Raw genomic sequence first — 18,720 nt, forward strand, 5'->3', positions numbered from 1 at the left:
TAGTTAATTTATTAACTTGTTTTTGGGGACCGGGAGCCGCCCGAGCGACCCGTGGTTTTTTCGAGCAGCGTTTGGAGACAACGTAAATGAAGATGAATCGATGGATGGAGGCCCTGCTTGCCGCGGGCCTCGTGTGTGCGGCGGCTACGGCGTCGGCGCAGGTCAAGATCGGCGTGACGCTGTCGGCCACCGGCCCGGCCGCTTCGCTCGGGATTCCGGAAAAGAACACGATCGCGCTGCTGCCGAAGGAAATCGCGGGCAAGAGCGTGCAGTACATCGTGCTGGACGACGCCTCCGACACGAGCCGCGCAGTGCAGAACGTGCGCAAGCTGATCGACGAGGACCACGTCGACGCGATCATCGGCTCGTCGGTCACGCCGAACTCGCTCGCGATGCTCGACCCCGTGTCGCAGGGCAAGACGCCGACAATCTCGCTCGCGGCGAGCGCGCAGATCATCGCGCCGATGGACGCGAAGCGCGCGTGGATGTTCAAGGTGCCGCAGAACGACCAGCTGATGGCCGACGCGATCGCCGGTTACATGGCGAAGCACGGCGTGAAGACGGTCGGCTTCATCGGTTTCGCCGACGCGTACGGCGACAGCTGGTACAAGACGTTCGACGCGGCGGCCGCGAAGCACGGGCTGAAGCTCGTATCGAACGAGCGCTACAACCGGACCGACGCGTCGGTGATGGGGCAGGTGCTGAAGCTGCTGGGCTCGAACCCGGATGCGGTGCTGATCGCGGGCTCCGGCACGCCGGCGGCGCTGCCGGCCAAGACGCTGAAGGAGCGCGGCTACAAGGGCAAGGTGTACCAGACGCACGGTGTCGCCAACAACGATTTCCTGCGCGTGTGCGGCAAGGATTGCGAAGGCGAGATCCTGCCGGCCGGCCCCGTGCTCGTGACCGACCAGCTGCCCGACTCGAACCCGGTGAAGAAGCCGGCGCTCGGCTACAAGGCCGCGTACGAGAAGGCCTACGGCGCGGGTTCGTTGTCGACGTTCGGCGGTCATGCGTGGGATGCGGGCCTGCTGCTGCAGCGGGCGATCCCGGAAGCGCTGAAGAAGGGCCAGCCGGGCACCGAGGCGTTCCGCGAAGCGCTGCGCGCGTCGCTCGAAAGCGTGAAGGATCTGCCCGTGTCGCACGGCGTGATCAACATGACGGCGACCGATCATAACGGCTTCGACACGCGTGCGCGCGTGATGGTGCAGATCGTCGACGGCAAGTGGAAGCTGCAGGCCGAGTAAGCGCAAGCATCACGTGAAACCGGCGTGCGCGGCGCGAACGGCGCCGCGTGTGCCGTCGGCAGGGTGCGCGCCTGACGGCCGCACCCGTGCTGCCTGGAACCACCGGGGCCCGCCGCATGCGCGCGACGTGCCGATCGCGTCGCGCGCGTCCCGGCCGTTTCCGCCTTTCGTTTCTCCGCAGCCTTCTCTCGATACACGAAACGTATGGATCTCTCGATTGCGGCGATCCTCGCGCAAGACGGCATCACGACCGGCGCCATTTATGCATTGTTGTCGCTGGCGCTCGTCCTGGTGTTTTCCGTCACGCGGGTGATCTTCATTCCCCAGGGCGAGTTCGTCGCCTACGGTGCGCTGACGCTGGCCGCGTTGCAGGCGCAGAAATTCCCCGCCACCTGCTGGCTGCTGTTCGCGATGGGCATCGCGTGCTTCCTGCTCGAAGTCGGTAGCCTGATCCGGCATCGTGAACGCCGCCATCAGCTCGGTCGCACGCTCGCGACGCTCGCCAGCCGCTACATCCTGCTGCCGCTCGCGGTGTTCGCGATCACGCGCAGCTTTGCCGCGCAACCGATGCCGATGCTCGCGCAGATCGCACTGACGCTCGCGATCGTCGTGCCGATGGGGCCGTTCGTCTACCGGCTCGTGTACCAGCCGATCGCCGAAGGCACGACGCTGCTGCTGCTGATCGTGTCGGTCGCCGTCCATTTCGCGATGGTCGGTCTCGGCCTCGTGATGTTCGGCGCGGAAGGCTCGCGCACCAACGCGTTCTCGGACGCGTCGCTCGCGATCGGCAGCATGACGGTGTCGGTGCAGAGCATCCTCGTCGTCGTCACGGCGCTCGTGTTGATCGGTGCGCTCTACGTGTACTTCGGCCGCACGATCGCGGGCAAGGCGCTGCGCGCGACGTCGGTGAACCGGCTCGGGGCGCGGCTCGTCGGCATCGGCACCACCGAAGCGGGGCGGCTTGCATTCACGTTCGCGGCGGGGCTCGGCGTGCTGTCCGGGATCCTCGTCGGTCCGCTGACGACGATCTACTACGACTCGGGCTTCCTGATCGGCCTGAAGGGCTTCGTCGGCGCGATCATCGGCGGGCTCGTCAGCTATCCGCTCGCGGCCGCCGGCTCGCTGCTGGTCGGCGTGCTCGAATCCTATTCGTCGTTCTGGGCGAGCGCATACAAGGAGGTGATCGTGTTCACGCTGATCATTCCGGTGCTGCTGTGGCGGAGCTTCGTGACGCCGCATGCGGAAGAGGAAGAGGAGTGACGCGATGAAGACGATGGTACGCAACAAGACCTTCTGGGTGTTTCTCGTGGTGCTGTTCGCGCTGCCGGTGCTGCCCGGCGCGCTGCAGGTGCCCGAGTACTGGATCACGCTGCTGAACTACATCGGCCTGTATGCGATCGTCGCGATCGGGCTCGTGCTGCTGACGGGCGTCGGCGGGATGACGAGCTTCGGGCAGGCCGCGTTCGTCGGCATTGGCGCGTATGCGACCGCGTTCCTGACGACGCGGTACGGCGTGTCGCCGTGGCTCGCGCTGATCGTCGGCGTCGTGCTGACGGCGCTGGTCGCGCTCGTGCTGGGCGCCGTGACGATGCGGCTGTCCGGGCACTTCCTGCCGCTCGGCACGATCGCGTGGGGACTCGCGCTGTTCTACCTGTTCGGCAACCTCGAACTGCTCGGCAAGTACGACGGGATCAACGGGATTCCGGCGCTGAACCTGTTCGGCATCGAGCTCGAAAGCGGTCGCAGCCTGTATTTCCTGATCTGGGCCGTGGTGCTGGCCGCGATCGTGTCGGTGCAGAACCTGCTGAACAGCCGTCCGGGTCGCGCGATCCGCGCGCTGCGCGGCGGCGGCGTGATGGCCGAGGCGATGGGCGTGAACACCGCGTGGATGCGCGTCGTGATCTTCGTCTACGCGGCCGTGCTCGCTGCCGTATCGGGCTTTCTGTACGCGCATCTGCAGCGCGCGGTGAACCCGACTCCGTTCGGCCTGAACCACGGGATCGAATTCCTGTTCATGGCCGTGGTGGGCGGCGTGTCGCACGTGTGGGGCGCGGTGCTCGGCGCCGCGATCCTGACCGTGCTGCAGGACTATCTGCAGACACTGCTGCCGAAGCTGCTCGGTTCGGAAGGCAACTTCGAGATCATCGTGTTCGGCGTGCTGATGGTGCTGCTGCTGCAGTACGCGCGCCAGGGCGTATGGCCGTTCGTCGCGAAGCTGTTCCCGCGCGGGCCGCGCGCGCATGTGCCGGAGCAGGCCGACCCGCTGCCACAGCGCGCGAAGCCCGTGGCCGGCGAGCCGCTGCTCGTCGTCGACAACGCACGCAAGCAGTTCGGCGGGCTGGTGGCCGTCAACGACGTCAGCTTCGACGTGAAAGCGGGGCAGATCATCGGGCTGATCGGCCCGAACGGCGCAGGCAAGTCGACCACGTTCAACCTCGTGACCGGCGTGCTGAAGCCGACCGGCGGAGCGATCACGTTCCGTGGCGAACGCATCGACGGGCTGACGTCGCGTCAGATCGTCCGCCGCGGCATCGGCCGCACGTTCCAGCACGTGAAGCTGCTGCCGGCGATGACGGTGCTCGAGAACGTCGCGATCGGCGCCCATCTGCGTGGCCACACGGGCGTGTGGCGCAGCATCGCGCGGCTCAATGCGCACGAGGAAGCGCAGTTGCTGGCCGAAGCCGCGCGCCAGATCCGCCGCGTCGGGCTGGAAAAGCACATGTACGACGAAGCGGGCAGCCTCGCGCTCGGCCAGCAGCGGATCCTCGAAATCGCGCGGGCGCTGTGCTGCGATCCGACGCTGCTGCTGCTCGACGAGCCGGCCGCCGGGCTGCGTTACCAGGAGAAGCAGCAACTCGCCGACCTGCTGCGGCGGCTGAAGGCCGAAGGGATGAGTGTGTTGCTCGTGGAACATGACATGGATTTCGTGATGAACCTCACCGACCGGCTGGTGGTGATGGAATTCGGCACGCGGATCGCGGAAGGGCTGCCGCAGGATGTGCAGCAGGACCCGGCCGTACTCGAAGCGTATCTGGGCGGGGTGGAGTGATGACGGACACGACGATGCCGATTCTTGAAGTACGCGGATTGGCGGTGCGGTACGGAAAGGTGGAGGCGCTGCACGGCGCGGCCATCAAGGTCGGGGCGGGACAGATCGTCAGCGTGATCGGCCCGAACGGCGCCGGTAAGTCGACGCTGCTGAACGCGATCATGGGGGCGCTGCCGATAACGGGGCACGCGTCCGGTGCGGTCGTGTATCGCGGCAACGACGTCGGCGCATTGCCCGTCGAGCAGCGCGTCGCACGCGGGATGTGCCTCGTACCGGAGAAACGCGAGCTGTTCAGCACGATGACGGTCGAGGACAACCTCGTATTGGGCGCATATCGGCGCAAGCAGGCCGGGGAAGCGAACTTCCTCGATCAGCTCGATCACGTGTTCGCGCTGTTCCCGCGGCTGAAGGAGCGGCGCCGGCAGGCGGCCGGCACGCTGTCCGGTGGCGAGCGGCAAATGCTGGCGGTCGGCCGTGCGCTGATGGGCAAACCCGATCTGCTGATGCTCGACGAGCCGAGCCTCGGGCTGGCGCCGCTGATCGTGAAAGAGATCTTTCATATCATCAGCGCGTTGCGCGGCACCGGCGTGGCGACGCTGCTGATCGAGCAGAACGCACGGGCGGCGCTGCAGATCTCCGATTACGGTTATGTGCTGGAGACGGGCGAGTTTGCGCTGGAAGGGCCGGCGGCCGAACTCGCGCAGAATCCGCGTGTGATCGAAACGTACCTCGGGCTGGCGAAGAAGACGGCTTGATTGTTGGCTCGGGGGGCGGGAAACGGACGGCGTGTTTCACGTGAAACACGCCGTTTTTGTTTTGGGGCTGGCCGGGTTTCGATGCGTCGACGATTCTGACCCGGCGGATAAGTCGCGCCGGAATAGTGGGAAGCTCTGTGCGGTGCTGCGCTTGCTTGTTCCACAGGCCGATGATGCGGCGCGCTTCGGTGGATAAGCATGGGGACGACCGACAGAAATGCTGTGTGGTGATGGGCACAGGATGTCGGGTCTGGCGTGCTGCGCTGGTCCACAGGCATTGGCCAGTTAACGAGTTCCACACATGCTGACGCGACTATCAACCAGGTTTTTTGCACAGGCACGACGATGTGCGTTGAATCGCTCGTAGGCATCGCCGAAGTACGCCTACCAAGGCATTTCACCGGTCCTCAGCCAAAAAATCGCCGAAATGCACAGACCCTACCATTCGGACGGCCTTCGGGTGAAAAGCGAACCCGCTATAATTCGGCCCATACATTTCTCTGATAGGTTCGTGCGCAGCTCTGCGTACGGAATCCACCATGCTTTTTCCCACAGAATTTGACGTCATCGTCGTCGGTGGCGGTCATGCCGGCACGGAAGCCGCGCTGGCGTCCGCCCGCATGGGCGCAAAGACACTGCTGCTGACCCACAACATCGAAACGCTTGGGCAGATGAGCTGCAATCCGTCGATCGGCGGCATTGGCAAGGGCCATCTGGTCAAGGAAGTCGACGCACTGGGCGGCGCAATGGCCGCCGCGACGGACGAAAGCGGTATTCAGTTCCGGATCCTCAATTCGTCGAAGGGCCCGGCCGTGCGCGCGACGCGCGCGCAGGCCGATCGCATCCTGTACAAGGCCGCGATTCGCCACCGGCTCGAAAATCAGCCGAACCTGTGGCTGTTCCAGCAGGCGGTCGACGACCTGATCGTCGAAGGCGACCGCGTGGTTGGCGCCGTCACGCAGATCGGCATCCGCTTTCGCGCGCGCGCGGTTGTGCTGACGGCCGGTACGTTCCTCGACGGCAAGATCCACGTCGGCCTGAACAACTACACGGGCGGCCGCGCGGGCGATCCGGCGGCCGTGTCGCTGTCGTCGCGCCTGAAGGAGCTGAAGCTGCCGCAGGGCCGCCTGAAGACCGGTACGCCGCCGCGTATCGACGGGCGCACGATCGACTTCTCGAAGCTCGACGAGCAGCCGGGCGACCTCGATCCGATCCCCGTGTTCTCGTTCCTGGGCCGCGCGGAGCAGCATCCGCAGCAGCTGCCGTGCTGGGTCACGCATACGAACGAGCGCACGCACGACATCATTCGCGGCGGTCTCGACCGTTCGCCTATGTATACAGGCGTGATCGAAGGTGTCGGGCCGCGCTATTGCCCGTCGATCGAGGACAAGATCCACCGGTTCGCATCGAAGGAATCGCACCAGATCTTCCTGGAACCGGAAGGGCTGACGACCAACGAGTTCTATCCGAACGGGATCTCGACGAGCCTGCCGTTCGATGTCCAGCTCGAGCTCGTGCATTCGATGCGCGGCCTCGAGAACGCGCACATCCTGCGTCCCGGCTACGCGATCGAGTATGACTACTTCGACCCGCGCGCGCTGAAGGCGTCGCTCGAGACGAAGGCGATCAACGGGCTGTTCTTTGCGGGCCAGATCAACGGCACGACCGGCTACGAGGAGGCGGCCGCGCAGGGTCTGCTGGCCGGCCTCAATGCGGGCCGTTACGTGCAGGAGAAGGAGGCGTGGTGCCCGCGGCGCGACCAGGCCTATCTGGGCGTGCTGGTCGACGATCTCGTTACGCGCGGTGTGGCCGAGCCGTACCGGATGTTCACGAGTCGCGCCGAGTATCGCCTGAGCCTGCGCGAAGATAACGCTGACATGCGCCTGACCGAAATCGGCCGCGAACTGGGGCTGGTCGACGACGCGCGCTGGGACGCCTTCAGCCGGAAACGCGACGCTGTTTCACGTGAAACCGAACGCCTGAAGTCGACCTGGGTCACGCCGAAGACGCTGCCGGCAGAAGAGGCGACCGCGTTGCTCGGCAAGGCGATCGATCACGAATACAGCCTCGCCGAACTGCTGCGCCGCCCGGGTGTGAGCTACGACGGCGTATGCGGACTGAAGGGCGGCGAGTGCGGCCCCGCGGAGCCGCTGACGGACGATCCGGTGCTGCTCGCACAGATCAAGGAACAGGTCGAGATCGGCATCAAGTATCAGGGCTATATCGAGCGCCAGGCGTCCGAGATCGAGCGCAACGATGCGAACGAGAACACGCGCCTGCCGGACGGTATCGATTACCGTGAAGTCCGCGGCCTGTCGTTCGAGGTGAGCCAGAAGCTCAACGAGTTCCGGCCGGAAACGATCGGGCAAGCGTCGCGTATCTCGGGCGTCACGCCGGCGGCCATCTCGCTGCTGATGGTGCACCTGAAGCGGCGCGGCCTGGGCCGCCGCAACGGCACGGCCGCAGAGTCCGCGGAGCAGGGGGGCGGTACCGTCCCGACGCAACAATGACGGCGCGTCGCGCGCCGGCGGTTAATCGGGACGTACTGGAACAGATGCTCGTCGAAGGCACGGCGGCGCTCGACCTCACGCTGACGGATGCGCAACGCAACCAGCTGCTCGACTACGTCGCGCTGCTCGGCAAGTGGAACGCGGTCTACAACCTGACCGCGATCCGCGACCCGAAGCAGATGCTGATCCAGCACATCCTCGATTCGCTTTCCATCGTCCCGCATCTGCGTGGTCGTACGTCGGCGCGCGTGCTCGACGTCGGCTCGGGCGGCGGGCTGCCCGGTATCGTGCTGGCGATCGTCGAGCCGGGCTGGCAGGTCACGCTGAACGATATCGTGCAGAAGAAGTCCGCCTTCCAGACGCAGATGCGCGCGGAGCTGAAGCTGGCGAACCTGTCGGTGGTCACCGGGCGGGTCGAATCGCTGCAGCCGGGTGTCGAAGTGCCGGAAAAATTCGACATGATCGTATCCCGCGCTTTCGCGGATCTATCCGACTTCGTTAAACTTGCTCGACATCTGGTCGCGCCGGGTGGTTCGATCTGGGCGATGAAGGGCGTTCACCCGGACGACGAGATTGCGCGGTTGCCGGAAGGCAGCCACGTCAAGCAGACGATCCGGCTGGCGGTGCCGATGCTCGATGCGGAGCGGCATCTGTTCGAAGTGGCCGTCGACGACGCGAATTGAAGGCGCGCGGTAGCGCGCCGTTTGTTTGAAGGTAAAGGGAACACACCAACGATGGCAAAGATCTTCTGCGTTGCGAACCAGAAGGGGGGCGTCGGCAAGACGACGACATCGGTCAATCTCGCCGCAAGCCTTGCAGCGCAGGAGCAACGAGTCCTGTTGATCGATCTCGACCCGCAGGGCAACGCGACGATGGGCAGCGGGATCGACAAGGCCGCCTGCGAAGCGACCGTGTACGAAGTGCTGGTCGATGGCGTGTCGGTGACTGACGCGCGCGTGCGTCCGGAAGGCGTCACCTACGACGTGCTTCCCGCGAACCGCGAGCTGTCCGGCGCCGAGATCGAGCTGATCAGCATCGACAATCGCGAGCGCCGGCTGAAGGCCGCGCTCGAGCGCGTGGCCGACGACTACGATTTCGTGCTGATCGATTGCCCGCCGACGCTGTCGCTGCTGACGCTGAACGGCCTGTGCGCGGCGCACGGCGTCGTGATCCCGATGCAGTGCGAGTACTTCGCGCTGGAAGGGCTGTCGGACCTCGTCAATACGATCAAGCAGGTTCACGCGAACATGAATCGCGACCTGAAGATCATCGGCCTGCTGCGCGTGATGTTCGATCCGCGCATCACGCTGCAGCAGCAAGTCTCCGATCAACTGAAAGCGCACTTCGGCGACAAGGTGTTCGACGCGGTGATTCCGCGCAACGTGCGTCTGGCGGAAGCGCCGAGTTACGGGTTGCCGGGCGTCGTGTTCGATCGCAGCTCGCGCGGTGCGCAGGCGTATATCCAGTTCGGTGCCGAGATGATCGAACGCGTGCGCGCGTTCGAGGTGTCGTGATCCGGACATGAGCGAAGCGAGGAAGAAAGACATGAACGCGGTACCAAAGAAGAAGGGCTTGGGACGTGGCCTCGAAGCGCTGCTCGGCGGCAGTGCCGATATCACCGAAGCGGTGAAGATCGAAGGCGCACCGAACACGCTCGCGCTCGGCAAGCTGCAAGCCGGCAAGTACCAGCCGCGTACGCGGATGGACGAAGGCAGCCTGCAGGAGCTCGCGGCCAGCATTCGCGCGCAGGGCGTGATGCAGCCGATCCTGGTACGGCCTATTTCGTCAGACAAATACGAGATCATCGCGGGCGAGCGGCGTTTCCGCGCGGCGCGCCTGGCCGGCCTCGATGAAGTGCCGGTGCTCGTGAAGGACGTATCCGATCAGGCCGCCGCCGCGATGGCGCTGATCGAGAACATCCAGCGCGAGGACCTGAATCCGCTCGAAGAGGCGCACGGCATCCAGCGCCTGCTCGACGAGTTCGGTTTCACGCACGAACAGGCGGCCGAATCGGTCGGCCGTTCGCGCAGCGCGGTGTCGAACCTGCTGCGCCTGCTGAACCTCGCGTCACCCGTGCAGACGATGCTGCTGGCCGGCGATCTCGACATGGGGCACGCACGCGCGCTGCTCGCGGTCGACGCGGCCACGCAGATCACGCTCGCGCATCAGGTGGTCAACAAGCGCATGTCGGTGCGCGAGACCGAGAAGCTCGTCGCACATACGACGAAGGAAGCGCCGGCCGTGAAGGCGCGTGCGAAGGACGACGGCGGCCGCGATACACGTCGTCTCGAAGAGGAGTTGTCAGACCTGCTCGCGTCGACGGTGAAGATCAAGCTGGGCCGCCGCGGGCGCGGGCAGGTGTTGATCGACTTCGGCAACCTCGACGCGCTCGAGGGCATTCTCGCGCGCCTGCGCGGCAACGTCGCGACCGAAGAGTAACGGGCAACCCATGGAGCAAACGGGCGCACCGGCGCCGCGCCGGTGGCTCGGCTGGCTCGCGCAGGAACCGGTACTGTCGGTGCTGGCGCTTGGCCTGATCGTGCTGCAATGGGTGCGTCCGCAACCATTTTCGGTACTGGTCGACCGCGTCGACTGGCAGACGGTCGCGACGCTCGCGGGCCTGCTGATGCTGACCAAGGCGCTCGAGTTGTCCGGCTGCCTGATGTGGCTTGCGCATCGCATCGTGCATCACGTGCATTCCGAGCGAGGGCTCGCGATGCTGCTTGTCGGCTTCGCCGCCGTGCTGTCGATGTGGCTCACCAACGACGTCGCGCTGTTCGTCGTCGTACCGTTGATGGTGTCGCTGCGCGCGCTGACACCGCTGCCGTTCCGGCGGCTCGTGATCGTCGTCGCGCTGGCCGTCAACGCCGGGTCCGTCGCGACCCCGCTCGGCAATCCCCAGAATCTGTTCCTGTGGCAATTGAGCGGCGTGTCGTTCGGCCGTTTCGTGGTCACGCTCGGGCCGCTCGCGCTCGCGCTGATGGCGCTGCTGCTCGTGCTGACTGCATTGATGTTTCGCGCGAAGCCGCTCGACCTGTCCGGCGACGCCGCGTCCTTTCCCGTCCAACGCATGCACGCGTTGATCGCGGCGGTGCTGTTCGCCGCGTTCGTGCTGCTCGCCGATGCGCACCATCCGCTGCCCGGCCTCGTCGGTGTCGCGATCGTGCTGCTCGCCGTCAAACGTGACGCAGTCCTGAAGATCGACTGGCTGCTGCTGCTGATATTCGTGCTGATGTTCGTCGTGTTGCGCAGCGCGGCTGCGCTGCCCGTCGTGCACGATGCGGTCGCGCATGCGCAACTCGATTCGCCGCTGCGCGTCTACGCCGCCGGCGCGGCGCTGTCGCAGGTGATCAGCAACGTGCCGGCCGCGATTCTGCTGTCGGAGTTCACGCACGACTGGCGCGCGCTGGCATTCGGCGTATCGGTCGGCGGCTTCGGTTTCGCGATCGGCTCGCTCGCGAACCTGATCGCGGTGCGTCTCGCGAAGGAGCCGCGCATGTGGCTGCCGTTCCACCTCGTTTCGATTCCGTTCGCGCTGGTGAGCGCGGCGCTCGGCGCGTGGTTGCTCATGCACGGTTGAGCGAGGCCGATGCGCGCCGCACAGGTGTGCCGTTCGGGCGGCGGACGGGGCGCACAGCGTCCGCAGTGATCAAGGATTGTTGATAAGTGCTGCGGCCCACAGTCGAACTTCTGTGGCGGCGCGACAACTGATTGGACGAATCGATGCGCGAGCAACCGGTCGAGTTTCTCGCGCCGGCGCGATGGCTTGATTGCGGCGTCTTGCGTGTTCCGGCGTGTCGCGCCGAGTCGTTCCCGACGACTCCATGGCAGCGGATGCCCGGCGGCGATCGCGCCGCTTCCTGCTGGCCCGCAGCGGGCGTCGTTTCCCCGTCATTTCCGCCGTCACCGGACTTTTTCGCACAAGAAATACCGGTGCAAAAAACCGACCTTACAACTGTCATCGTACGTCGTCGAATCGGGTGTTTTTTCACATCATGAGGCGTCGTTTTATGCAGGTTTTTGTCGCGTCTAAAGCCTTGAATCACTTGCAACTATCGCTTACAATCGCCCGGATTTGTTAGCTAGGCACCCCTGAAAGCTTTCAGAAAGCTTGGGGTCGGGTTCAAGGATTTCAGCGGAAGATTGCGATGGCGGGTCAGGCGCCGGACGACAGGCACGATGATCAGCGCACGCAACGCACCGCTTCGGCGGCCGGCGCGCGGCGTGAATCCGACGATGACTGGGATGTCGAGCAGCAAGATAACAACATCGTTCCGCTTACACGGGCAGAGGCCGAAAGGCTGTTCGGTCCGAACGTGAGCAAGCCCTCGCGCGTGACCCCCTACAAGGTGGTGTTCGCGCAAGTGGTCCTGTCCCTGGTTGCAACGCTGGCGTGGTGGCTGTTTTCGAAGTCGCCGGGCGCCGCTGCGCAATCCGCGTTTCTGGGCGGAGCGATCGGCTGGGTGCCCAGTGCGGTATTCGTGGCACGACTGAAGGCAGGTGGCTCGGCCACCGTGATGAGCTGGGTGATGGGCGAAGCCCTGAAACTCGCTCTGACGATCGGGATGTTCACCGCGGTGGCGTTCGGCTGGGCCGGCGTGCACTGGGTGCCGTTCCTCGTCACGTACCTCGTCGTGCTGAAGACGTACTGGATCGCGCTGGCCTGGCGGTAAGGAACAAGCAGCGTGCGGTTTCGACAACGAACCGCACCGGCCCGTTCCCGCAATAGCGTGTTGCGGAACGGGCAAAACGATTTTCGACAATTTGGGTGGCATTAACGATATGGCAGCTAGCGAAGGCACGCGCGGTCCGGATCCGTCCGAGTACATTGCGCACCACTTGCAGAATTTCTCCACCTCGCATCAGACGTCGATTTTCGACATTCACGTCTGGAATCTCGACACGCTGTTCTGGTCGATCGTATGCGGCATCGTGACGATCGTCCTGCTGCGTCTGGCCGCCCGCAAGGCGACGTCGGGCGTGCCGGGCCGTTTCCAGTGCGCGATCGAGATGCTCGTCGAAATGGTCGAAGACCAGTCGAAGGCCATCGTCCACGGCAATCGCACCTTCATCGCGCCGCTCGCCCTCACGGTGTTCGTGTGGGTTGCGCTGATGAACTCCCTCGACTTCCTCCCGGTCGACCTGCCGGGCCGCGTGATCGGCCTGCTCGGTCTGTCGGACGTGATTTCCCACCATCGCATCGTTCCGACGGCCGACCTGAACGGCACGCTCGGCATCGCGCTCGGCGTGTTCGTCCTGATGATCTACTACAGCATCAAGATCAAGGGCGCGGGCGGCTTCGTGCACGAGCTGCTGTCGGCACCGTTCGGCGCGCACCCGCTGCTGTGGATCCCGAACCTCGCGCTCAACATTGTCGAATATCTCGCGAAGACCGTCTCGCTCGGTATGCGGCTGTTCGGCAACATGTACGCGGGTGAGCTGTTGTTCCTGTTGATCGCCCTGCTCGGCAGCATGTGGAGCTTCGGTGGCGACGCAACGTTCCTCGGCTTCGTTGGTCATGTGATCGCGGGTAGCGTCTGGGCAATCTTCCACATCCTGATTGTTCTGTTGCAGGCATTCATTTTCATGATGCTGACGCTGGTGTATCTCGGCCAGGCGCACGACAAGCACTAAGCGCGGCGTGCAAGAAAGAGTTTCCGTTTTAGTTTTTTAAATCTCAGTTCCAAGTCTTTTCACAAAGGAGTGATCATGCAAGCTTACATCGCCAACATCCAGGGTCTGACCGCCATCGGTATCGGCATCATCATCGGCCTGGGTGCAATCGGCGCCTGTATCGGTATCGCGCTGATGGGTGGCAAGTACATCGAAGCCTGCGCACGTCAGCCGGAACTCATCAACCCGCTGCAAACGAAGATGTTCCTGCTGGCTGGTCTGATCGACGCTGCATTCCTGATCGGCGTTGGTGTCGCAATGCTGTTCGCGTTCGCGAACCCGCTCCTGTCGAAGCTCGCAGGCTAAGGTTCCTCGGAAATATGCGTCCGGCGTGAGCCGGCGCAGGGCGGAACGGAGACTTGGGGCGCTGATCGAATGCAACTCGATGAGCGCCTTACCGTTTCATTTTTCCGGAATAGCAGATAAGGAAACACCGTGAATCTCAACGCAACTCTGTTTGCGCAAATGGTCGTGTTCCTGGTCCTCGCGTGGTTCACGATGAAATTCGTGTGGCCGCCGTTGATCAACGCCCTCGACGAACGTTCGAAGAAGATCGCCGACGGCCTCGCCGCCGCGGAGAAGGGCAAGGCGGAACTCGACGCAGCGCACAAGCGCGTGGACCAGGAACTCGCGCAGGCCCGCAACGACGGCCAGCAGCGCATCGCCGACGCTGAAAAGCGTGCCCAGGCGGTCGCCGAGGAAATCAAGGCCAACGCCCAGGCTGAAGCCGCCCGCATCGTCGCCCAGGCGAAGGCGGAAGCAGAACAGCAAATCGTGAAGGCGCGCGAAGCGCTGCGTGGCGAAGTCGCCGCGCTGGCCGTGAAGGGCGCCGAGCAGATCCTGAAGCGCGAAGTCGATCAAACGGCCCACGCCCAACTGCTGAATCAACTGAAAGCCGAGCTCTGATCATGGCCGAACTTGCAACCATCGCCCGCCCTTACGCAGAAGCGCTGTTCCGCGTGGCCGAGGGCGGTGACATCGCCGCCTGGTCCACGCTCGTGCAAGAGCTGGCCCAGGTTGCGCGTCTGCCGGAAGTGCTGTCGGTCGCGTCGAGTCCGAAGGTGACGCGCACGCAAGTAGCCGAGTTGCTGCTTGCTGCGGCCAAGTCGCCGCTCGCGGCCGGCGCCGAAGCGAAGAACTTCGTGCAGATGCTGGTCGACAATCATCGCATCGCGCTGCTGCCGGAAATTGCCGAGCAGTTCGAGGCGCTCAAGAACGAACGTGAAGGCGCAGCCGACGCCGAGATCGTGAGCGCGTTCCCGCTGAACGGCGCGGATCTCGACAGTCTCGTCTCGGGCCTCGAACGCAAGTTCAAGCGCAAGCTGAAACCGACGGTCGAAGTCGATTCGTCGCTGATCGGCGGCGTGCGCGTGACGGTCGGCGACGAAGTGCTCGACACCTCGGTTCGCGCGCGCCTCGCATCGATGCAGGCTGCCTTGACCGCCTGAGCGCCACGCCGGCACGCAACAGAATTGACTATCAGGAGCGAATAATGCAACTCAATCCCTCTGAGATCAGCGAGCTGATCAAGAGCCGGATCCAGGGCCTTGAAGCGAGCGCAGACGTTCGCAACCAGGGCACCGTGATCTCCGTGACCGACGGTATCGTGCGTATCCACGGCCTGTCGGACGTGATGCAGGGCGAAATGCTCGAGTTTCCGGGCAACACGTTCGGTCTCGCGCTGAACCTCGAGCGCGACTCGGTCGGCGCGGTGATTCTCGGCGAATACGAACACATCTCGGAAGGCGACATCGTCAAGACGACGGGCCGCATTCTCGAAGTCCCGGTGGGTCCGGAACTCGTCGGCCGCGTGGTCGACGCGCTCGGCAACCCGATCGACGGCAAGGGCCCGGTCAACGCGAAGTTGACCGACGCGATCGAAAAGATCGCCCCGGGCGTGATCTGGCGCAAGTCGGTGTCGCAGCCGGTGCAGACGGGCATCAAGTCGATCGACGCGATGGTGCCGATCGGCCGTGGCCAGCGTGAGCTGATCATCGGCGACCGTCAGTGCGGCAAGACCGCGGTGGCGCTCGACGCGATCATCAACCAGAAGGGCAAGGACCTGATCTGTATCTACGTCGCGATCGGCCAGAAGGCTTCGTCGATCATGAACGTGGTTCGCAAGCTCGAAGAAACGGGCGCGATGGAATACACGATCGTCGTCGCCGCTTCGGCATCGGATTCGGCTGCCATGCAGTACCTGGCGCCGTACGCCGGCTGCACGATGGGCGAATACTTCCGCGACCGTGGCCAAGACGCGCTGATCATCTATGACGACTTGACCAAGCAGGCTTGGGCATACCGTCAGATCTCGCTGCTGCTGCGCCGTCCGCCGGGCCGTGAAGCGTACCCGGGCGACGTGTTCTATCTGCACTCGCGTCTGCTGGAGCGTGCGGCTCGCGTGTCGGAAGAGTACGTCGAGAAGTTCACGAACGGCGAAGTGAAGGGCAAGAGCGGTTCGCTGACGGCACTGCCGGTCATCGAAACGCAGGCTGGCGACGTGACCGCGTTCGTTCCGACGAACGTGATCTCGATTACCGACGGCCAGATCTTCCTGGAAACCGATCTGTTCAACGCAGGCATCCGCCCGGCAATCAACGCCGGCGTGTCGGTGTCGCGCGTCGGTGGCGCTGCTCAGACGAAGGTCGTGAAGAAGCTGTCGGGCGGTATCCGTACCGACCTCGCGCAGTACCGTGAACTGGCCGCATTCGCGCAGTTCGCATCGGACCTCGACGAAGCGACCCGCAAGCAGCTCGAGCGCGGCCGCCGCGTGACGGAACTGCTGAAGCAGCCGCAGTACCAGCCGCTGCAGGTCTGGGAACTGGCCGTGTCGCTGTACGCCGCGAACAACGGCTACCTCGACGACCTCGACGTCAAGCAAGTGCTGTCGTTCGAGAAGGGCCTGCGCGACAACCTGAAGACCAGCCACGCTGACCTCATCAAGCGCATCGAAGACACCAAGGATCTCTCGAAGGACGACGAAGGCGCACTGCGCTCGGCGATCGAAGCCTTCAAGAAGTCCGGTGCCTATTGATCCGCGAGTGACACACTGAGGCCGCGCGGGTGCCGAGCACCCGCGCCGCTTCGGTCAAGGAGCAAGCTATGGCTGGAATGAAGGAAATTCGCGGCAAGATCAAGAGCGTGCAGAACACGCGCAAGATCACGAAGGCGATGGAGATGGTGGCTGCATCGAAGATGCGTCGCGCGCAGGAACGCATGCGCGCCGCTCGTCCGTATGCGGACAAGGTCCGTGCCATCGCCGCGCACATGAGCCGTGCGAACCCCGAGTACCGTCACCCGTTCATGGTGGCGAACGACGGCGCGCAGACGGCCGGCATCATCCTCGTCACGACGGACAAGGGTCTGTGCGGTGGTCTGAACACCAACGTGCTGCGTGCGACGGTGCAGAAGTTCAAGGAGCTGGAAGAGAAGGGCCAGAAGGTCGAAGCCACCGCGATCGGCGGCAAGGGCCTCGGGTTCCTGAACCGCTTCGGCGCGAAGGTGATGTCGCAGGTCGTGCACCTCGGCGACACCCCGCACCTGGACAAGCTGATCGGCGCCGTGAAGACGCAGCTCGATCTGTACTCGGAAGGCAAGCTGTCGGCGGTTTATATCGCTTACACGCGCTTCGTCAACACGATGAAGCAGGAAGCCGTGATCGAGCAGCTGCTGCCGCTGTCGTCGGACCACTTCGAAGCCGATGACGGTACGCCGGCGACGTCGTGGGACTACATCTACGAGCCGGACGCGCAGGCAGTCGTCGACGAACTGCTCGTGCGTTACGTCGAGGCGCTGGTGTACCAGGCCGTCGCGGAAAACATGGCGTCCGAGCAATCGGCGCGCATGGTCGCGATGAAGGCCGCGTCCGACAACGCGAAGACGGTGATCAGCGAACTGCAGCTCGTGTACAACAAGAGCCGTCAGGCCGCGATCACGAAAGAACTGTCGGAGATCGTCGGCGGCGCAGCCGCTGTTTAAGCGCGCGCCCGGGACGACAACTGCGCCTTTGCGCGAGTAAAGAATCAGGTATTTAAAGGAAAAGCGATGAGTACTGCTGCTTTGGTAGAAGGCAAGATCGTACAGTGCATCGGCGCCGTTATCGACGTGGAATTCCCGCGCGACAGCATGCCGAAGATCTACGACGCGCTCATTCTCGATGGCTCGGAACTGACGCTCGAAGTCCAGCAGCAGCTGGGTGACGGCGTGGTCCGTACCATTTGTCTGGGTGCATCCGACGGCCTGCGCCGCGGCCTGACCGTGAAGAACACGGCGAAGCCGATCTCGGTGCCGGTCGGCAAGCCGACCCTCGGCCGAATCATGGACGTGCTCGGCCGTCCGATCGACGAAGCCGGCCCGATCGACAGCGACGTGACGCGTTCGATCCACCAGAAGGCACCGGCGTTCGACGAACTGTCGCCGTCGACCGAACTGCTCGAAACGGGTATCAAGGTCATCGACCTGATCTGCCCGTTCGCAAAGGGCGGCAAGGTTGGCCTGTTCGGTGGTGCAGGCGTGGGCAAGACCGTCAACATGATGGAGCTCATCAACAACATCGCGAAGGAACACGGCGGTTACTCCGTGTTCGCGGGCGTGGGCGAGCGTACCCGTGAAGGGAACGACTTCTACCACGAAATGAAGGACTCGAACGTTCTCGACAAGGTCGCGCTGGTGTACGGCCAGATGAACGAGCCGCCGGGCAACCGTCTGCGCGTCGCGCTGACCGGCCTGACGATGGCCGAGCACTTCCGTGACGAAGGCCTCGACGTGCTGTTCTTCGTCGACAACATCTATCGTTTCACGCTGGCCGGTACCGAAGTGTCGGCACTGCTCGGCCGTATGCCGTCGGCAGTGGGCTATCAGCCGACGCTGGCTGAAGAAATGGGCAAGCTGCAAGAGCGCATCACGTCGACCAAGAAGGGCTCGATTACGTCGGTCCAGGCCGTGTACGTCCCTGCGGACGACTTGACCGACCCGTCGCCGGCGACGACCTTCGGCCACCTGGACGCAACCGTCGTTCTGTCGCGTGACATCGCTTCGCTGGGTATCTACCCGGCGGTCGACCCGCTCGACTCGACGTCGCGCCAGATCGACCCGAACGTGATCGGTGAAGAGCACTACTCGATCACCCGTCGCGTTCAGCAGACGCTGCAGCGCTACAAGGAACTGCGCGACATCATCGCGATTCTGGGCATGGACGAACTGTCGCCGGAAGACAAGCTGTCGGTCGCCCGTGCGCGTAAGATCCAGCGTTTCCTGTCGCAGCCGTTCCACGTCGCTGAAGTGTTCACGGGCTCGCCGGGCAAGTACGTGCCGCTGAAGGAAACGATCCGCGGCTTCAAGATGATCGTCGACGGCGAGTGCGACCACCTGCCGGAACAGGCGTTCTACATGGTCGGCACGATCGACGAAGCCTTCGAAAAGGCCAAGAAGATCCAGTAAGGGCTTGAGTGAGTCGCAAGCCGGCGAGCGCCGGCCGGAGCAATGAAGTC

17 protein-coding genes are annotated in these 18,720 nt (G+C 64.2%); all 17 read left to right on the plus strand.

What is annotated here, in order from left to right; translation table 11 throughout:
• The first annotated feature begins 86 nt into the window (after positions 1 to 86).
• The 17 genes from MMB92_RS23565 to atpD all read left to right on the plus strand — a co-directional run bounded on the left by MMB92_RS23565 (position 87) and on the right by atpD (position 18,670).
• Positions 87 to 1,244 (plus strand): ABC transporter substrate-binding protein, encoded by a 1,158-nt coding sequence (locus tag MMB92_RS23565; RefSeq protein WP_125332908.1) that lies wholly within the window; start codon positions 87 to 89, stop codon positions 1,242 to 1,244.
• A 204-nt stretch (positions 1,245 to 1,448) separates the two neighbouring features.
• Complete coding sequence (locus MMB92_RS23570) at positions 1,449 to 2,504, plus strand: branched-chain amino acid ABC transporter permease (protein ID WP_006482706.1); 1,056 nt, start codon at positions 1,449 to 1,451, stop codon at positions 2,502 to 2,504.
• 4 nt (positions 2,505 to 2,508) lie between these two features.
• Complete coding sequence (locus MMB92_RS23575; RefSeq protein ID WP_006491417.1) at positions 2,509 to 4,293, plus strand: branched-chain amino acid ABC transporter ATP-binding protein/permease; 1,785 nt, start codon at positions 2,509 to 2,511, stop codon at positions 4,291 to 4,293.
• The gene (locus MMB92_RS23580; RefSeq protein ID WP_200062358.1) at positions 4,293 to 5,048 is read left to right on the plus strand and encodes an ABC transporter ATP-binding protein; all 756 of its coding nucleotides are present in this window, start codon (positions 4,293 to 4,295) and stop codon (positions 5,046 to 5,048) included. The genes MMB92_RS23575 and MMB92_RS23580 overlap by 1 nt, the downstream gene beginning before the upstream one ends.
• A 539-nt stretch (positions 5,049 to 5,587) precedes the next feature.
• Positions 5,588 to 7,558 carry a tRNA uridine-5-carboxymethylaminomethyl(34) synthesis enzyme MnmG gene (gene mnmG, locus MMB92_RS23585; protein ID WP_277562965.1) on the plus strand — a complete coding sequence of 657 codons (1,971 nt, stop codon included), beginning with the start codon at positions 5,588 to 5,590 and terminating at the stop codon, positions 7,556 to 7,558.
• The gene (gene rsmG / locus MMB92_RS23590) at positions 7,555 to 8,241 is read left to right on the plus strand and encodes a 16S rRNA (guanine(527)-N(7))-methyltransferase RsmG (RefSeq protein WP_048988771.1); all 687 of its coding nucleotides are present in this window, start codon (positions 7,555 to 7,557) and stop codon (positions 8,239 to 8,241) included. Before mnmG ends, rsmG begins: the two co-directional genes overlap by 4 nt.
• A gap of 51 nt (positions 8,242 to 8,292) precedes the next feature.
• Positions 8,293 to 9,072 (plus strand): ParA family protein, encoded by a 780-nt coding sequence (locus MMB92_RS23595; protein ID WP_006482737.1) that lies wholly within the window; start codon positions 8,293 to 8,295, stop codon positions 9,070 to 9,072.
• A 31-nt stretch (positions 9,073 to 9,103) separates the two neighbouring features.
• Entirely contained in the window at positions 9,104 to 9,997 is an 894-nt protein-coding gene (locus tag MMB92_RS23600) for a ParB/RepB/Spo0J family partition protein (protein WP_006482728.1), read from the plus strand.
• A gap of 10 nt (positions 9,998 to 10,007) precedes the next feature.
• On the plus strand, positions 10,008 to 11,138 hold the full coding sequence (locus MMB92_RS23605) for an SLC13 family permease (RefSeq protein ID WP_277562966.1): 1,131 nt from the start codon (positions 10,008 to 10,010) through the stop codon (positions 11,136 to 11,138).
• Positions 11,139 to 11,706: 568 nt separating this feature from the next.
• Positions 11,707 to 12,231: an ATP synthase subunit I gene (locus MMB92_RS23610; protein ID WP_006482723.1), complete on the plus strand. Its 525-nt coding sequence runs from the start codon at positions 11,707 to 11,709 to the stop codon at positions 12,229 to 12,231.
• A gap of 109 nt (positions 12,232 to 12,340) precedes the next feature.
• Positions 12,341 to 13,192 carry a F0F1 ATP synthase subunit A gene (gene atpB, locus MMB92_RS23615; RefSeq protein WP_012492242.1) on the plus strand — a complete coding sequence of 284 codons (852 nt, stop codon included), beginning with the start codon at positions 12,341 to 12,343 and terminating at the stop codon, positions 13,190 to 13,192.
• A gap of 75 nt (positions 13,193 to 13,267) precedes the next feature.
• Positions 13,268 to 13,537, plus strand: a complete 270-nt coding sequence (gene atpE, locus MMB92_RS23620) for a F0F1 ATP synthase subunit C (RefSeq protein WP_006482730.1) — start codon at positions 13,268 to 13,270, stop codon at positions 13,535 to 13,537.
• A 129-nt stretch (positions 13,538 to 13,666) separates the two neighbouring features.
• Positions 13,667 to 14,137, plus strand: coding sequence for a F0F1 ATP synthase subunit B (locus MMB92_RS23625; RefSeq protein WP_006477283.1), 471 nt, complete (start codon positions 13,667 to 13,669; stop codon positions 14,135 to 14,137).
• 2 nt (positions 14,138 to 14,139) lie between these two features.
• Positions 14,140 to 14,679: a F0F1 ATP synthase subunit delta gene (locus tag MMB92_RS23630; RefSeq protein WP_006482713.1), complete on the plus strand. Its 540-nt coding sequence runs from the start codon at positions 14,140 to 14,142 to the stop codon at positions 14,677 to 14,679.
• A gap of 44 nt (positions 14,680 to 14,723) precedes the next feature.
• Positions 14,724 to 16,265, plus strand: a complete 1,542-nt coding sequence (gene atpA, locus MMB92_RS23635; protein WP_006482717.1) for a F0F1 ATP synthase subunit alpha — start codon at positions 14,724 to 14,726, stop codon at positions 16,263 to 16,265.
• 68 nt (positions 16,266 to 16,333) lie between these two features.
• Positions 16,334 to 17,209 (plus strand): F0F1 ATP synthase subunit gamma, encoded by an 876-nt coding sequence (atpG, locus tag MMB92_RS23640; protein ID WP_006482709.1) that lies wholly within the window; start codon positions 16,334 to 16,336, stop codon positions 17,207 to 17,209.
• 66 nt (positions 17,210 to 17,275) lie between these two features.
• On the plus strand, positions 17,276 to 18,670 hold the full coding sequence (gene atpD / locus MMB92_RS23645) for a F0F1 ATP synthase subunit beta (protein WP_006482710.1): 1,395 nt from the start codon (positions 17,276 to 17,278) through the stop codon (positions 18,668 to 18,670).
• Positions 18,671 to 18,720 lie beyond the last annotated feature (50 nt).

The sequence above is a fragment of the Burkholderia sp. IO2 genome, assembly GCF_029522185.1.
In the GTDB taxonomy this organism is placed as follows: Bacteria; Pseudomonadota; Gammaproteobacteria; order Burkholderiales; family Burkholderiaceae; genus Burkholderia; species Burkholderia cenocepacia.

Excerpts from the sequence above, each read along its gene's own strand:
- MMB92_RS23565 (WP_125332908.1), top strand. The coding sequence starts at position 87 with ATGAAGATGAATCGATGGATGGAGGCCCTGCTTGCCGCGGGCCTCGTG.
- MMB92_RS23570 (WP_006482706.1), top strand. The coding sequence starts at position 1,449 with ATGGATCTCTCGATTGCGGCGATCCTCGCGCAAGACGGCATCACGACC.
- MMB92_RS23575 (WP_006491417.1), top strand. The coding sequence starts at position 2,509 with ATGAAGACGATGGTACGCAACAAGACCTTCTGGGTGTTTCTCGTGGTG.
- MMB92_RS23580 (WP_200062358.1), top strand. The coding sequence starts at position 4,293 with ATGACGGACACGACGATGCCGATTCTTGAAGTACGCGGATTGGCGGTG.
- mnmG (WP_277562965.1), top strand. The coding sequence starts at position 5,588 with ATGCTTTTTCCCACAGAATTTGACGTCATCGTCGTCGGTGGCGGTCAT.
- rsmG (WP_048988771.1), top strand. The coding sequence starts at position 7,555 with ATGACGGCGCGTCGCGCGCCGGCGGTTAATCGGGACGTACTGGAACAG.
- MMB92_RS23595 (WP_006482737.1), top strand. The coding sequence starts at position 8,293 with ATGGCAAAGATCTTCTGCGTTGCGAACCAGAAGGGGGGCGTCGGCAAG.
- MMB92_RS23600 (WP_006482728.1), top strand. The coding sequence starts at position 9,104 with ATGAACGCGGTACCAAAGAAGAAGGGCTTGGGACGTGGCCTCGAAGCG.
- MMB92_RS23605 (WP_277562966.1), top strand. The coding sequence starts at position 10,008 with ATGGAGCAAACGGGCGCACCGGCGCCGCGCCGGTGGCTCGGCTGGCTC.
- MMB92_RS23610 (WP_006482723.1), top strand. The coding sequence starts at position 11,707 with ATGGCGGGTCAGGCGCCGGACGACAGGCACGATGATCAGCGCACGCAA.
- atpB (WP_012492242.1), top strand. The coding sequence starts at position 12,341 with ATGGCAGCTAGCGAAGGCACGCGCGGTCCGGATCCGTCCGAGTACATT.
- atpE (WP_006482730.1), top strand. The coding sequence starts at position 13,268 with ATGCAAGCTTACATCGCCAACATCCAGGGTCTGACCGCCATCGGTATC.
- MMB92_RS23630 (WP_006482713.1), top strand. The coding sequence starts at position 14,140 with ATGGCCGAACTTGCAACCATCGCCCGCCCTTACGCAGAAGCGCTGTTC.
- atpA (WP_006482717.1), top strand. The coding sequence starts at position 14,724 with ATGCAACTCAATCCCTCTGAGATCAGCGAGCTGATCAAGAGCCGGATC.
- atpG (WP_006482709.1), top strand. The coding sequence starts at position 16,334 with ATGGCTGGAATGAAGGAAATTCGCGGCAAGATCAAGAGCGTGCAGAAC.
- atpD (WP_006482710.1), top strand. The coding sequence starts at position 17,276 with ATGAGTACTGCTGCTTTGGTAGAAGGCAAGATCGTACAGTGCATCGGC.